This is a genomic window from Citrobacter sp. LUTT5 (genome assembly GCF_009905315.1).
Classification (GTDB): Bacteria; Pseudomonadota; Gammaproteobacteria; order Enterobacterales; family Enterobacteriaceae; genus Citrobacter; species Citrobacter freundii.
In genome coordinates this window covers 381,129-393,701 of record NZ_CP047606.1, presented here as the reverse complement: position 1 = coordinate 393,701, position 12,573 = coordinate 381,129, and the positions used below count along the sequence as shown (strand labels likewise).

Annotated in this window: 12 protein-coding genes and 1 pseudogene; 6 read left to right on the top strand and 7 right to left on the bottom strand. The window is 54.0% G+C overall.

All coding sequences use genetic code 11. From position 1 onward, the window contains the following. Positions 1-179: 179 nt before the first annotated feature. The 4 genes from slyD to kefG form a co-directional block, all read right to left on the bottom strand. Positions 180-785, bottom strand: coding sequence for a peptidylprolyl isomerase (gene slyD, locus GUC46_RS01830; RefSeq protein WP_003023634.1), 606 nt, complete (start codon positions 783-785; stop codon positions 180-182). Positions 786-879: 94 nt separating this feature from the next. Beyond that, entirely contained in the window at positions 880-1,080 is a 201-nt protein-coding gene (locus GUC46_RS01825; RefSeq protein WP_003023632.1) for a YheV family putative zinc ribbon protein, read from the bottom strand. A gap of 9 nt (positions 1,081-1,089) precedes the next feature. Further along, positions 1,090-2,895, bottom strand: coding sequence for a glutathione-regulated potassium-efflux system protein KefB (gene kefB / locus GUC46_RS01820; RefSeq protein ID WP_160179690.1), 1,806 nt, complete (start codon positions 2,893-2,895; stop codon positions 1,090-1,092). Next, positions 2,895-3,446 (bottom strand): glutathione-regulated potassium-efflux system ancillary protein KefG, encoded by a 552-nt coding sequence (kefG, locus tag GUC46_RS01815; RefSeq protein WP_003023629.1) that lies wholly within the window; start codon positions 3,444-3,446, stop codon positions 2,895-2,897. Before kefG ends, kefB begins: the two co-directional genes overlap by 1 nt. 132 nt (positions 3,447-3,578) lie before the next feature. Between kefG and GUC46_RS01810 the strand changes: the two genes are divergently transcribed. Continuing rightward, positions 3,579-5,480 carry an ABC transporter ATP-binding protein gene (locus GUC46_RS01810; protein ID WP_003847948.1) on the top strand — a complete coding sequence of 634 codons (1,902 nt, stop codon included), beginning with the start codon at positions 3,579-3,581 and terminating at the stop codon, positions 5,478-5,480. Between the two features lie 109 nt (positions 5,481-5,589). Here the strand turns inward: GUC46_RS01810 and GUC46_RS01805 are convergent, their stop codons facing one another. Together GUC46_RS01805 and prs are read right to left on the bottom strand one after the other, a co-directional pair. Next, on the bottom strand, positions 5,590-7,080 hold the full coding sequence (locus tag GUC46_RS01805) for a nicotinate phosphoribosyltransferase (RefSeq protein ID WP_044713846.1): 1,491 nt from the start codon (positions 7,078-7,080) through the stop codon (positions 5,590-5,592). Positions 7,081-7,094: 14 nt separating this feature from the next. Then, positions 7,095-7,955, bottom strand: coding sequence for a ribose-phosphate diphosphokinase (prs, locus tag GUC46_RS01800; RefSeq protein ID WP_106107673.1), 861 nt, complete (start codon positions 7,953-7,955; stop codon positions 7,095-7,097). A gap of 191 nt (positions 7,956-8,146) precedes the next feature. On the opposite strand from prs, the gene GUC46_RS01795 reads away from it, so the two are divergent. The 4 genes and pseudogenes from GUC46_RS01795 (at position 8,147) to GUC46_RS01780 (ending at position 11,108) form a co-directional block, all read left to right on the top strand. Then, positions 8,147-8,866 (top strand): NUDIX domain-containing protein, encoded by a 720-nt coding sequence (locus GUC46_RS01795; RefSeq protein ID WP_003837957.1) that lies wholly within the window; start codon positions 8,147-8,149, stop codon positions 8,864-8,866. Positions 8,867-8,901: 35 nt separating this feature from the next. After that, a pseudogene (locus GUC46_RS01790) lies at positions 8,902-9,970 on the top strand (hydrolase). Beyond that, a complete protein-coding gene (locus tag GUC46_RS01785; protein ID WP_003023615.1) occupies positions 9,967-10,185 on the top strand; it encodes a YheU family protein in 219 nt (72 codons plus the stop codon). The pseudogene GUC46_RS01790 and the gene GUC46_RS01785 overlap by 4 nt, the downstream one beginning before the upstream one ends. Positions 10,186-10,238: 53 nt before the next feature. Then, positions 10,239-11,108 carry a phosphoribulokinase gene (locus tag GUC46_RS01780; protein WP_016151088.1) on the top strand — a complete coding sequence of 290 codons (870 nt, stop codon included), beginning with the start codon at positions 10,239-10,241 and terminating at the stop codon, positions 11,106-11,108. Positions 11,109-11,206: 98 nt separating this feature from the next. On the opposite strand, the gene GUC46_RS01775 is transcribed toward GUC46_RS01780, so the two are convergent. Beyond that, complete coding sequence (locus GUC46_RS01775; RefSeq protein ID WP_003023611.1) at positions 11,207-11,611, bottom strand: OsmC family protein; 405 nt, start codon at positions 11,609-11,611, stop codon at positions 11,207-11,209. 306 nt (positions 11,612-11,917) lie between these two features. Here GUC46_RS01775 and crp point away from each other — a divergent pair, with 306 nt between their 5' ends. Next, positions 11,918-12,550, top strand: coding sequence for a cAMP-activated global transcriptional regulator CRP (crp, locus tag GUC46_RS01770; RefSeq protein ID WP_000242758.1), 633 nt, complete (start codon positions 11,918-11,920; stop codon positions 12,548-12,550). Positions 12,551-12,573: the final 23 nt, after the last annotated feature.

Here is a 12,573-nt window from a genome sequence, read left to right as displayed (position 1 = left end):
ATCCCCGCTTTTTTTGTGTCCGAAAGCGCTAACGCTTATCGGATCTACTCACATATACCCAAAGGATTTCAAATCACAGCAAGGCGGCAAGCTTGAGGAAGTCCTGGGAGCATAGATAACTATGTGACCAGGATTCGAAAGCGCAGCCAACACCGCTGTGGGTTGAAAGACGAAGGGTATTAGTGGCAACCGCAGCCGCCGCCGTTACCTTTACCGCCACCGCCGCAGCAGCCTTCGCCGCCGTGCTCGTGACCATGGTCGTGGCCGTGTCCACCGCAGCAACCGTCATGACCGTGGTCATGATCGTGGTCGTGACCGTGCGCACCGTGAACGTGGCCGTGAGCCAGTTCTTCTTCGGTCGCTTCGCGGATAGCAACAACTTCTACGTTGAATTTCAGATTCTGGCCAGCCAGCATGTGGTTACCGTCAACCACAACGTGGTCGTCTTCCACTTCGGTAATTTCTACCGGTACTGGACCCTGGTCAGTTTCAGCCAGGAAACGCATGCCAACCTGCAGTTCGTCAACGCCCATGAAGACGTCTTTAGGAACGCGCTGCACCAGGTTTTCGTCGTACTGACCGTATGCGTCGTTTGCGCCAACAGCAACATCGAATTTGTCGCCAACTTCATGACCGTCCAGCGCTGTTTCCAGGCCAGAAATCAGGGAACCGTGACCATGCAGGTAGTCCAGCGGTGCACTCACCGGAGACTCATCAACCAACACACCGTCTTCTGTACGTACCTGATAGGCCAGGCTGACCACCAGGTCCTTTGCTACTTTCATGATATCTCCTGAGCATGGAAAGAATAGTGGCGCAGATTGTAGCGGAATTCTGCACCCGTGTACCCTCTAGCTTAAAAAAAGCTGCGCCATATCGCTAGTCCGGATGAAAAATCCCGATCACTTGCTCTTCTTTGCGAACGTGCTCGCGCGCCTCTTTATCGGCTTCCCGCATCTGATGACCGCACTTAACACACTCAACAATATCGATATTATTTTCACGCCACATCGCCAGCGTATCCTGCGACTGGCAGGACGGACATTTTGCGCCTGCGATAAAACGTTTACGAATTGCCATGATTATCCTCTACTCAAATTCATCCCAGCCATCCAGCTGACGTCGCTCTTGCTGCATCTCTCGTTGGAAAATTTCCTCCAGCTCGCGCCGTGCTTCCCTGGCTCGAGAGATTTGTACCGTATCTGTATGCATGGGGATCAGTTCCCGCAGCATGCGCATATCCAGCCGACGAAAATGCAGCTGAGCACGCTGGGCCTGGTGCGGATGCATCCCCAGTGTAACCAGCGTTTTACGCCCCAACTCCAGCGCACTGGAGAACGTTTCGCGGGAAAACTGCGTCACACCGGCCTGTAATAACTCATGCGCCTCTACACGTCCGCGCGCTCGCGCAAGAATATGCAAATGCGGAAAATACTGTTGGCACAGTTCCACCAGTTTCATTGTGTCTTCAGGCTCATTACAGGTAATAACAATAGACTGTGCCGCCTCTGCCCCTGCGGAGCGCAACAGTTCCACCTGAGTGGCGTCACCGTAGTAGACCTTATAGCCATATTTGCGCATCAGATTCACCGCGCTGATATCTCGCTCCAGGACGGTAATACGCATTTTATTGGCCATCAACAGGCGACCAATAACCTGACCAAAACGCCCAAACCCCACCACAATCACCTGCGGTTTATCATCTTCCACCCAGGGTTTTTCGTCTTCCTCATCCGTGCCGTTAAACTGGCGGGAGAGCCATTTATCAATCAGCTTCATCACCAGCGGCGTGGTCATCATCGACAGCGTGACGGTCACCAGCAGCAACGCCATTTGGTCGCCCTGAAACAGCCGTTGCGAGGATGCCGTTGAAAACAGCACGAAAGCGAATTCACCGCCCTGACTTAAAACCCCGGCAAATTGCATCCGTTCAGAGCTTCTCATGCCGTTAAGACGCGCCAGTACATACAGCACCAGCATTTTAACGACCACCAGCACGATCACGCTCGCTGCCACCCACAGAATATGGGTGTAGAGCACGCCGAGATTGAGCGACATGCCAACGGAGATAAAAAACAGCCCGAGCAACAGTCCCTTGAACGGATCGATTGCCGTTTCCAGCTCATGTCGGTATTCACTTTCCGCCAGCAGCACACCCGCGATAAACGTTCCCAGCGCCATCGACAGCCCCAGCGCATCCATAAATAAAGCAGAACCCAGCACCAACAGCAGCGTGGCAGCGGTGAACACTTCCCGCACGCCAGAATCCGCAATGAAGCGGAAAACCGGACGCAGCAAATAGCGCCCGCCAATCAGCATGCCGGCAAAGGCCAGCACCTTCATTCCCACTTTAATCCAGTCAAAATGTTCGTCAGCAGACCCCGCCAGCAGCGGAACCAGCGCCAGCGCAGGGATCACCGCCAGATCCTGAAACAGCAGCACCGAAAAACCCAACTGCCCGGATTCACTGCGGTTCATGCCTTTTTCGCGCATCAACTGCAGCGCCATCGCGGTCGATGACATCGCCAGACCAATGCCCCCAACCACTGCCGCCTGCCAGGAGAACGCAGTGAGTATCAATAATCCGGCCAGCACCACCGCGCTCAGCATCACCTGCGCGGCGCCGACGCCAAAAATTGAACGCCGCAGTTGCCACAGCTTGGCCGGATTAAGTTCCAACCCAATGATGAACATCAGAAAAACCACGCCCAGCTCGGAAAAGTGCAGGATTTCATCCACATCGCTGATGAACCCTAATCCCCACGGGCCGATGGCAATACCCGCCAGCAAGTAACCCAACACCGGACCGATACCCAACCAGGACGCCAACGGTACCGCCGCCACCGCCGCGAAGAGAAACAACACTCCGGCTGTCAACAAATCTGAACCTTCCATCAGCGGCCTCCCACAGGGATCGGATTCGCCAGCCAGTCACCATACGCTTTCGCATGGCTGTCCAGCTCCTGCTTCGTTTGCCTTCTGGCCCAGTAAACGATAATAGGGCTCATCCAGTGCATGCGGCACATACCGGCCGTCAGCTCGAAAGGGCGCAGCACATCGCTCATTGGATAACGGTTTAGCGCGTCATAGCGGTAGGCACTTTCCGGTTCTCCGGTAGTGATAACGCTACGCCAGTACTTTCCCGCCAGTTGATTCCCTCCGGGACCGCTGGCAAATCCGCGGCTCAGTACGCGGTCAAGCCACTCCTTTAACAGCGCCGGACAGCTATAGGTGTAAAGCGGATGCTGAAAAACGATCACATCATGCTCACGCAGCAGCGCCTGTTCATGCGGAATATCGATAAAAAAATCAGGATAGTGCGCGTAAAGGTCGTGCACGGTAACATTGCTGAGCTGCATGGCCGGTTTAAGCAGAACACGGTTCGCGACCGAGTCCTGAGATTCCGGATGGGCATACAGCAGCAAGACTTTCGCTGGCTGGAACATCATCCCCCTCCCGGTTTTGTCTTTTGTCTATTTTCGACGTTTTGGGCTACCATTGCGCCTCGGTGCGGCAAACGGCCCGCACATTACATTATCATAATGATAAATTAACATAGTCTGAACATACGGCGCCTTATGATTGTTTTCTCATCGTTACAAATTCGTCGCGGCGTGCGCGTCTTGCTGGACAATGCCACGGCCACCATTAATCCAGGGCAGAAGGTTGGCCTGGTGGGTAAAAATGGCTGCGGTAAATCTACCCTGCTGGCATTGCTGAAAAATGAACTCAGCGCCGACGCTGGAGGATTTACCTATCCGGGAAACTGGCAGCTCGCGTGGGTGAATCAGGAAACGCCTGCGTTGCCACAGCCCGCGCTGGAGTACGTCATTGACGGCGACCGCGAATATCGTCAACTGGAAGCGCAGTTGAACGACGCCAACGAACGTAACGATGGACATGCCATTGCCACTGTCCATGGCAAGCTGGATGCCATCGATGCCTGGACCGTGCGTTCACGCGCCGCCAGCCTGCTGCATGGCCTCGGTTTCTCCAACGAACAGCTTGAACGGCCGGTCAGCGACTTCTCCGGTGGCTGGCGTATGCGACTCAACCTGGCCCAGGCGCTGATTTGCCGTTCAGACCTACTACTGCTCGATGAACCTACCAACCACCTCGATCTCGACGCGGTGATCTGGCTGGAAAGATGGCTGAAAAGCTATCAGGGCACGCTGATCTTGATCTCCCACGACCGCGACTTCCTCGATCCGGTGGTGGATAAAATTATTCATATCGAACAGCAAACCATGTTCGAGTACACCGGCAACTACAGCGCGTTTGAAATCCAGCGTGCGACCCGCCTCGCGCAGCAACAGGCCATGTACGAAAGCCAGCAGGAGCGCGTGGCACATCTGCAAAGCTATATCGATCGTTTCCGCGCTAAAGCAACGAAAGCAAAACAGGCGCAGAGTCGTATCAAAATGCTGGAACGCATGGAGCTGATTGCCCCAGCACACGTGGACAACCCGTTCCACTTCAGCTTCCGTGAACCGGAAAGCCTGCCAAACCCGCTGCTGAAGATGGAAAAGGTCAGCGCTGGCTACGGCGATCGCGTCATTCTCGATTCGATCAAACTGAATCTGGTGCCGGGTTCCCGCATCGGTCTGCTCGGTCGCAACGGCGCGGGTAAATCGACGCTGATTAAGCTGCTGGCCGGCGAACTGGCCCCCATCAGCGGCGAGATTGGCCTGGCGAAAGGCATCAAGCTGGGCTACTTCGCGCAGCACCAGCTGGAGTTTTTACGCGCCGATGAATCACCAATTCAGCATCTGGCACGCATGGCGCCGCAGGAGCTGGAGCAGAAACTACGAGACTACCTGGGTGGATTCGGCTTCCAGGGCGATAAAGTCAGCGAAGAGACTCGCCGCTTCTCCGGTGGTGAAAAGGCGCGTCTGGTGCTGGCATTGATCGTCTGGCAGCGCCCGAACCTGCTGCTGCTCGATGAACCGACCAACCACCTGGACTTAGATATGCGTCAGGCGCTGACCGAAGCGCTGATCGATTTTGAAGGCGCGCTGGTTGTCGTCTCGCACGACCGTCACCTGATCCGCTCCACCACCGACGACCTCTATCTGGTACACGACAAGAAAGTCGAGCCGTTTGATGGCGATCTGGAGGATTATCAGCAGTGGCTGAGCGATGTCCAGAAACAGGAAAATCAGAGCGACGAACCGGCGAAAGAGAGCGTTAACAGCGCCCAGGCTCGTAAAGACCAGAAGCGTCGTGAAGCGGAACTGCGCACTCTGACGCAACCGCTGCGCAAAGAGATCACCCGTCTGGAAAAAGAGATGGAGAAACTGCACGCGCAGTTAGCTCAGGCGGAAGAGAAACTCGGCGACAGCGAACTGTACGACCAAAGCCGCAAAGCCGAACTCACCGCTTGTCTGCAGCAGCAGGCCAGTGCGAAATCCGGGCTGGAAGAGTGTGAAATGGCCTGGCTGGACGCTCAGGAACAACTTGAGCAGATGTTGGGTGAGTAAGGTTTTGCCGGATGGCGACGCTGGTGCGTCTGATCCGGCCTACATAAAGCGTGCGGCCTGCTGCCCGTAGGCCGGATAAGGCAAAGCCGCCATCCGGCAAAAGCCCAGCTTAGCGTTGCATCGCCAGACGCTGGCGGATTTCTTCGAAATGCTCGCAGTTAAACAGCTTGCCGTTGAGAAAACGGGTTTTCAGCTCCCCTTCCTGCTCTTGCTCCCAAGTCTGTTCATCATGCAGACGCAGTTCCCCTTGCTCATCACGTGTGACGCGGAGCAGACCACGGGCTGAACGCTTCAGGCCATTATCGGTTTTCGGCTCTTTGAAAATCGTCCGGCCTTTGCCGTCGACTTCTCCCCACGTCGCTTTCATCGCAAAACCGAAGGTGTCACGCGTGTTGTACTGATAGGTAAAGGAACCGACGCCAAACACGACGTTTGAACTGGCAAATCCTTTCGCTTCCAGACGACGCAGGATCTCATTCGCCCGCTCAAGGGTGATGGAGTCGCCATAAATCAGTCCAACATGCGGGTCGAGCACCTTGTAACCTTTGGCGTTAATCGTGCCGCCAAAAATCTCCCACAGCACTTCCACGGACCCTTTCTCCTGAGCGGTACGATCGCTGCTTGTATCGTTATCTTCGCCAGTACCGCACAGAATCTCTACCGGGTTGCCGCTATCCGGACGGAATACCACACGACCTTCACGCGCCAGAATGATGCTCTTCAGTTCGCGGGTATATTCCGTCAGCACCTGCCAGTAGTCCCAGGTATCAGATACTATCGATACAAATCCTTGCGGGTAGAGATCGGCAATCAGGCGGCGGAAGGTTTCAATCTCATGCTCGCGCTCGCCCATACACATCACGCTGTGTTCAGTAGCTGGAATGCTGGCGCCGATAAAATAGGGCTCGCCGTCGGTGTAGTAATCGCGGGCGTACAACAGAGATGGAATACTGTCGGTCCCTTTAAAGCTCAACAAATGCCCACTGCCCGCCTGCATGGTGTCCTGTAATCCGGACATACCGCGAAATGAAAAGTCATGGCACTGGAAGTCAAGATGCGTCAGGTCGCTACAGGTTTTCTGTGCCCAGCGTGCGCAGATTTTGCGGTAATGGTGAGCAATCGTGGCGTTTGTCGACGCTTTCCACAATTCCGCCGACAGGATTGTCTCCAGGTAATTCACCAGCCAGAAAAATTCGGGTTTGGTGTTGATAATGGTTAAAACCGGCACAGTCATTGGAACTTTGCTACCTTCATCCAGCGCCTTGATATGCAGCGGCAGATAGCCCAACTGATGCAATGCACGAATATGGTCCACCGCCACCGCATCTTTGCCGAGATAGCTATCCATGACCTGTTTGTATTCACTCACAACCTCATCTTCCGGGCGGGCAAAGAACGCCTCATTAAACAGGTCGACTAAAAACCACTGCATAAACCCCTGCAGGCCGAAAAATACCAGTTTGCCATCCGCCAACGGCGAGGAGAAAAAGCGATCGCTGCGAGGGGTAAAGTTGGAATATACGCGACGGGTGCCCTGCGGATACTGAACGCGGTGAGACACTTTGTAGCCGTCGATAGCTAAAATTGGATTCATTTTCATAATCAGTCTCTCCCTCAGGCGCGGTAAATCGCGTCAATATCGATAAGTTCAAGCTGCGGATGTTCCAGCGTCGGGGCAGCTAAAGAAGTGGTGGTGTAGATGGCGTCAATACCGTTAGCAAAAAGGTGTTCAACGCCCTTAGAAAAGATCCCGTGGGTGACGTACAGGCTAACGCTGCGGGCACCGGCATCACGTAGCACCTGCGCAGAACCTATGAAGGTGCCGCCAGCATCACACAGGTCGTCGACAATCAGCAGATCCCTCCCCCTGACGTCTCCGGCCAATAACGTAAATCCCGTCAGGCTGCCGCTTGCCACATCACGTTTTTTGCTCAGGATGGCGTACTGCTCCACACCGGCCGCTCTGGCTACGGCATCAATCTTCTTCAGCGATCCTGCATCGGGAGCAACCAACATCAGCGCGTTATGCTGAAACAGCCGCGATAATGACGCGCTTTGCATCAGGCAAACCTCCTGGGGGATCGCCACAAAGTTGTCGATTGCAGCCGCCGCCGCGTCACTGTGCGGGTCGAGCACGTTGACCTTGTCAAATTTCAACGTATTGAGCTGACTGGCGAAGACTTTCAGCGCAAAGCTGTCACCCGATACCATATGTCTGTCCTGACGCGCCCACGGCAGCCAGGGAAGGTCGAGATGGCTGACCAGTACATCGGTCTGATGACGGACCGCCTCAACCAGTTGCGCCAGCAGCATAAAATCGTTCATATCGCGCATAGCCGTGGCACGGATGCGCATCAGGCGAGCAAAGGTTGGCAACGCATCGGTGACTTTTAACCAGACAGCACCATCAGGAAAAACACCGCTGGCAACGGCATAGACCTGGTCGTCCAAAGTTAGTGTCAATTTTATGTTCATCGCGCTCACCCTTTAATTGTGTCCCTTCGACACAATTAATAATGTCTCTAAGACACATATTAAGCAAGCAGAAAATGAATTATTTTTAAGCTGTTAGTTAATCAACTGATAAGTAATGAGAAAAAACGAACCTTGCCCCCCGGTGCCGGGCTGGTACACTTATCAGCGTTACAAATCATCGTGAGTACCTTATGACCACCGAAGCCGACTACCTGAATCAGTACGACGCCAGCCGCTTCCCTTCACCTCTGGTGACGGTAGATAGTGCGTTATTTACCCTGCATCAGCAGGCGCTGTGCGTATTACTGGTCGAGCGGGCAAAGCAGCCGCAAAAAGGACGTTGGGGATTACCCGGCGGCTTTATTGATATCGAAAACGATGATTCAACCCGTGCCACCGCGCTGCGCAAACTCACTGAAAAAACGGGTGTTTCGCCTTCGTGGCTGGAACAAATGGATACCTTTTCCGGGCCTGATCGTGACCCGCGCGGCTGGAGCCTGACGGTCACCTGGTTTGCACTAATCGCCTGGGTAGACTGCGCGCCCCATATCGCCAGCGTCAGCAATGCCCGTTGGGTGCCGGTTGATGAGTTGAAAAACTATTCACTCGCGTTTGATCACGAGAAAATCATTACAGCGGCGCTGCATCGCTTGCGGCAAAAAACGATGTACTCGCTCCTGCCAGTGTACTGCTTGCCGGAAACATTTACCCATGGGCAACTACTCGAAGCCACTGAGGTGATCCTCGGTCAGTCGATCCAGCGTAAAAGTCTGATTCGTCGCTTTGAAGCGTCAGGAATGTTTGAAGATACTGGAGAAAGCGTGGCGACAGGGACGCGTAAAGCCCGCCTGTGGCGACGTAAACCTAACGTCGATTTTCATTTTTTCTCGCGTAACCTGCTGACTGACTAGCGACAAAATCACATATTGGCTAACCCGCACGCGCTGTGCGCGGTATAGTTATTCTTTCCGATTATTAATTGCTCCGGTGTTATGGTTGAAATCACGTCCACAGAAATGACCCCACCTACCGACGATTCGCGAGAATTCCGCCCGATGCGCGGTATCAGTAACCGCCATCTGCAGACGATGCTGCCGCGATTAATTCGCCGTAAGGTGAAGTTCGACGCCCACTGGCAGCGTCTGGAATTGCCCGACGGCGATTTCGTCGATCTGGCGTGGAGTGAAGATCCGCAACAGGCGAAACACAAACCGCGCCTGGTGGTTTTTCACGGTCTGGAAGGTAGTCTGAACAGCCCCTACGCACATGGCCTGATTGAAGCAGCACAAAAGCGCGGCTGGCTGGGCGTGGTAATGCATTTTCGCGGTTGCAGCGGTGAGCCCAATCGTTTGAACCGTATTTATCACTCCGGTGAAACAGAAGATGGCACCTGGTTTTTACACTGGCTGGAACGTGAGTTCGGTCGCGCACCGACCGCCGCGGTAGGTTATTCACTCGGTGGAAACATGCTGGCTTGTCTGCTGGCAAAAGAAGGCAACAATATTCCGATAGATGCAGCGGTTATCGTTTCTGCGCCTTTCGTGCTCGAAGCCTGTAGCTACCATATGGACAAGGGCTTTTCCCGTGTCTATCAGCGCTACCTGCTCAATTTATTGAAAGCCAACGCCTCGCGTAAGCTTGAGGCGTATCCAGGTTCGCTGCCGGTAAGTCTGGCCCAGTTGAAATCTTTGCGCCGCATTCGCGATTTTGACGATCTGATCACCGCCAAAATCCACGGTTTCGCCGATGCTATAGACTATTACCGCCAGTGCAGCGCCATGCCGTTGCTCAATCGGATCGCCAAACCAACGCTGATTATCCATGCTAAAGACGATCCGTTTATGGATCATCACGTGATCCCGAAACCGGAAAATCTGCCTTCGCAGGTGGAATATCAGCTGACTGAACATGGCGGCCACGTCGGATTTATTGGTGGCACAGTGCGCCGTCCTGAGATGTGGCTGGAATCAAGAATCCCGGACTGGCTGACAACGTATCTGGAGGCGTCATCATGATTATCCCATGGCAAGATATCTCTCCGGACGCGCTGGACAATCTGATTGAAAGCTTTGTCTTGCGTGAAGGCACCGATTACGGTGAACATGAACGCTCGCTCGAACAAAAAGTCGCCGACGTCAAACGCCAACTACAATCAGGTGAAGCCGTGTTGGTGTGGTCCGAACTGCATGAAACGGTCAACATTATGCCGAGGAAGCAGATTCACGAGTAATCCGTAGCCGCCGGCCGACTTTACTATAATTACAACCATTTCATGGAGTTGTTATGTCTGCCAAACATCCGGTGATTGCGGTAACAGGATCCAGCGGCGCGGGGACCACCACCACCAGCCTCGCGTTTCGTAAAATTTTCGCGCAGTTAAACCTGCGCGCCGCCGAGGTGGAAGGTGACAGTTTTCACCGCTATACCCGTCCGGAAATGGACATGGCGATTCGCAAAGCACGCGATGCCGGGCGGCATATCAGCTATTTCGGCCCCGAAGCTAACGACTTCGGTCTGCTGGAGCAAACCTTCATTGAATACGGCCTGACGGGCAAAGGTCAGTCGCGTAAATACCTGCACACCTACGATGAGGCCGTACCGTGGAATCAGGTTCCGGGGACATTTACGCCCTGGCAGCCGCTGCCTGAACCGACGGATGTCCTGTTCTATGAGGGACTGCACGGCGGCGTTGTCACCCCTCAGCAAAATGTGGCCCGGCATGTCGATCTGCTGGTTGGCGTGGTGCCGATCGTGAACCTGGAGTGGATTCAGAAGTTGACCCGCGATACCAGCGAGCGTGGACACTCGCGTGAAGCGGTGATGGACTCGGTGGTGCGCTCAATGGACGATTACATCAATTACATCACGCCACAGTTTTCCCGTACGCATATCAACTTCCAACGCGTACCAACCGTCGATACCTCTAATCCCTTTGCCGCCAAGAGCATTCCGTCACTCGATGAAAGCTTTGTCGTTATTCATTTTCGTAATCTGGAAGGGATCGACTTCCCGTGGCTACTGGCCATGCTGCAGGGCTCATTCATTTCTCATATCAATACGTTGGTCGTACCGGGCGGAAAAATGGGTCTGGCGATGGAATTGATTATGCTGCCGCTGGTGCAGCGACTGATGGAAGGCAAAAAGATAGAGTGATATGTGGAAAGCGCCCGATGGCGCTTCGCTTATCGGGCCTACGACTCAACATCACCCTGTAGGCCGGATAAGGCAACGCCGCCATCCGGCATCAGCAATTACGCGGCAACCACTTCATAGGAGTGGGTAATGTTCACCGCCTTTTCCAGCATCAGCGCCACGGAGCAGTATTTTTCCGCCGAAAGATCGACCGCACGTGCGACGGACGCATCTTTCAGATCGTTACCCGTTACGATGAAATGCAGGTTGATATGGGTAAACAGGCGCGGCGCTTCATCACGACGCTCGGAGGTCAGCTTCACTTCGCAGTTGGTCACATCCTGACGACCCTTTTGCAGGATCGACACCACATCAATTGCGCTGCAACCACCCGCAGCCATTAAGACCATTTCCATCGGGCTCGGCGCTTTATCACCGGAATTACCGTCCATCAAAATCTGGTGGCCAGAGGCGGACTCACCGAGGAAGGTCAGCCCTTCAACCCACTTAACACGTGCTTGCATATTTTATTACTCCGATGCATCAATTTTCCTGACAGATTACGCGCACACAACAAATCTCGCAACGGAAGGCGACCTGCGTCATGCTGAAGCGAGACACCAGGAGACACACGGCGAAAGCTATGCTAAAACAGTCGGGATGCTACAGTAATACATTGACGTACTGCATGTATGCAGAGGACATCACATTACAGGCCGTCGCACGTATTGACAGCCCCCTTCCCAGGTAGCGGGAAGCACATTTTTGCAAACCCAGAGACAGGATGTTTTTTGGCTCTGGAGACAGCTTATAACAGAGGATAACCGCGCATGGTGCTTGGCAAACCGCAAACAGACCCGACTCTCGAATGGTTCTTGTCTCATTGCCATATTCATAAGTACCCATCGAAGAGCACGCTGATTCACCAGGGTGAAAAAGCGGAAACGTTGTACTACATCGTTAAAGGCTCAGTGGCAGTGCTGATCAAAGATGAAGAAGGGAAAGAAATGATCCTTTCTTATCTGAATCAGGGCGATTTTATTGGTGAATTAGGCCTCTTCGAAGAAGGTCAGGAACGCAGCGCCTGGGTCCGTGCTAAAACTGCATGTGAAGTCGCTGAAATTTCCTACAAAAAATTTCGCCAATTAATCCAGGTCAATCCAGATATTCTGATGCGCCTGTCCTCTCAGATGGCTCGCCGTCTGCAGGTCACGTCTGAAAAAGTGGGCAACCTTGCCTTCCTCGACGTTACCGGTCGTATCGCGCAGACTCTGCTGAATCTGGCGAAACAGCCTGATGCGATGACCCACCCGGACGGCATGCAGATTAAAATCACCCGTCAGGAAATCGGCCAGATCGTTGGCTGCTCCCGTGAGACCGTCGGTCGTATTCTGAAGATGCTGGAAGATCAGAACCTGATCTCCGCACACGGTAAGACCATCGTCGTCTACGGCACACGTTAACCCCATCGAAGTGGCGCGTTACC

What these genes read in the sequence shown, in the direction of transcription:
- GUC46_RS01775 (WP_003023611.1), bottom strand. Translation starts at nt 11,611, where the DNA reads ATGCAAGCACGTGTTAAGTGGGTTGAAGGGCTGACCTTCCTCGGTGAG.
- prs (WP_106107673.1), bottom strand. Translation starts at nt 7,955, where the DNA reads ATGAACATAAAATTGACACTAACTTTGGACGACCAGGTCTATGCCGTT.
- crp (WP_000242758.1), top strand. Translation starts at nt 11,918, where the DNA reads ATGGTGCTTGGCAAACCGCAAACAGACCCGACTCTCGAATGGTTCTTG.
- GUC46_RS01810 (WP_003847948.1), top strand. Translation starts at nt 3,579, where the DNA reads ATGATTGTTTTCTCATCGTTACAAATTCGTCGCGGCGTGCGCGTCTTG.
- GUC46_RS01805 (WP_044713846.1), bottom strand. Translation starts at nt 7,080, where the DNA reads ATGAAAATGAATCCAATTTTAGCTATCGACGGCTACAAAGTGTCTCAC.
- GUC46_RS01785 (WP_003023615.1), top strand. Translation starts at nt 9,967, where the DNA reads ATGATTATCCCATGGCAAGATATCTCTCCGGACGCGCTGGACAATCTG.
- GUC46_RS01795 (WP_003837957.1), top strand. Translation starts at nt 8,147, where the DNA reads ATGACCACCGAAGCCGACTACCTGAATCAGTACGACGCCAGCCGCTTC.
- GUC46_RS01780 (WP_016151088.1), top strand. Translation starts at nt 10,239, where the DNA reads ATGTCTGCCAAACATCCGGTGATTGCGGTAACAGGATCCAGCGGCGCG.
- kefB (WP_160179690.1), bottom strand. Translation starts at nt 2,895, where the DNA reads ATGGAAGGTTCAGATTTGTTGACAGCCGGAGTGTTGTTTCTCTTCGCG.
- slyD (WP_003023634.1), bottom strand. Translation starts at nt 785, where the DNA reads ATGAAAGTAGCAAAGGACCTGGTGGTCAGCCTGGCCTATCAGGTACGT.
- kefG (WP_003023629.1), bottom strand. Translation starts at nt 3,446, where the DNA reads ATGTTCCAGCCAGCGAAAGTCTTGCTGCTGTATGCCCATCCGGAATCT.
- GUC46_RS01825 (WP_003023632.1), bottom strand. Translation starts at nt 1,080, where the DNA reads ATGGCAATTCGTAAACGTTTTATCGCAGGCGCAAAATGTCCGTCCTGC.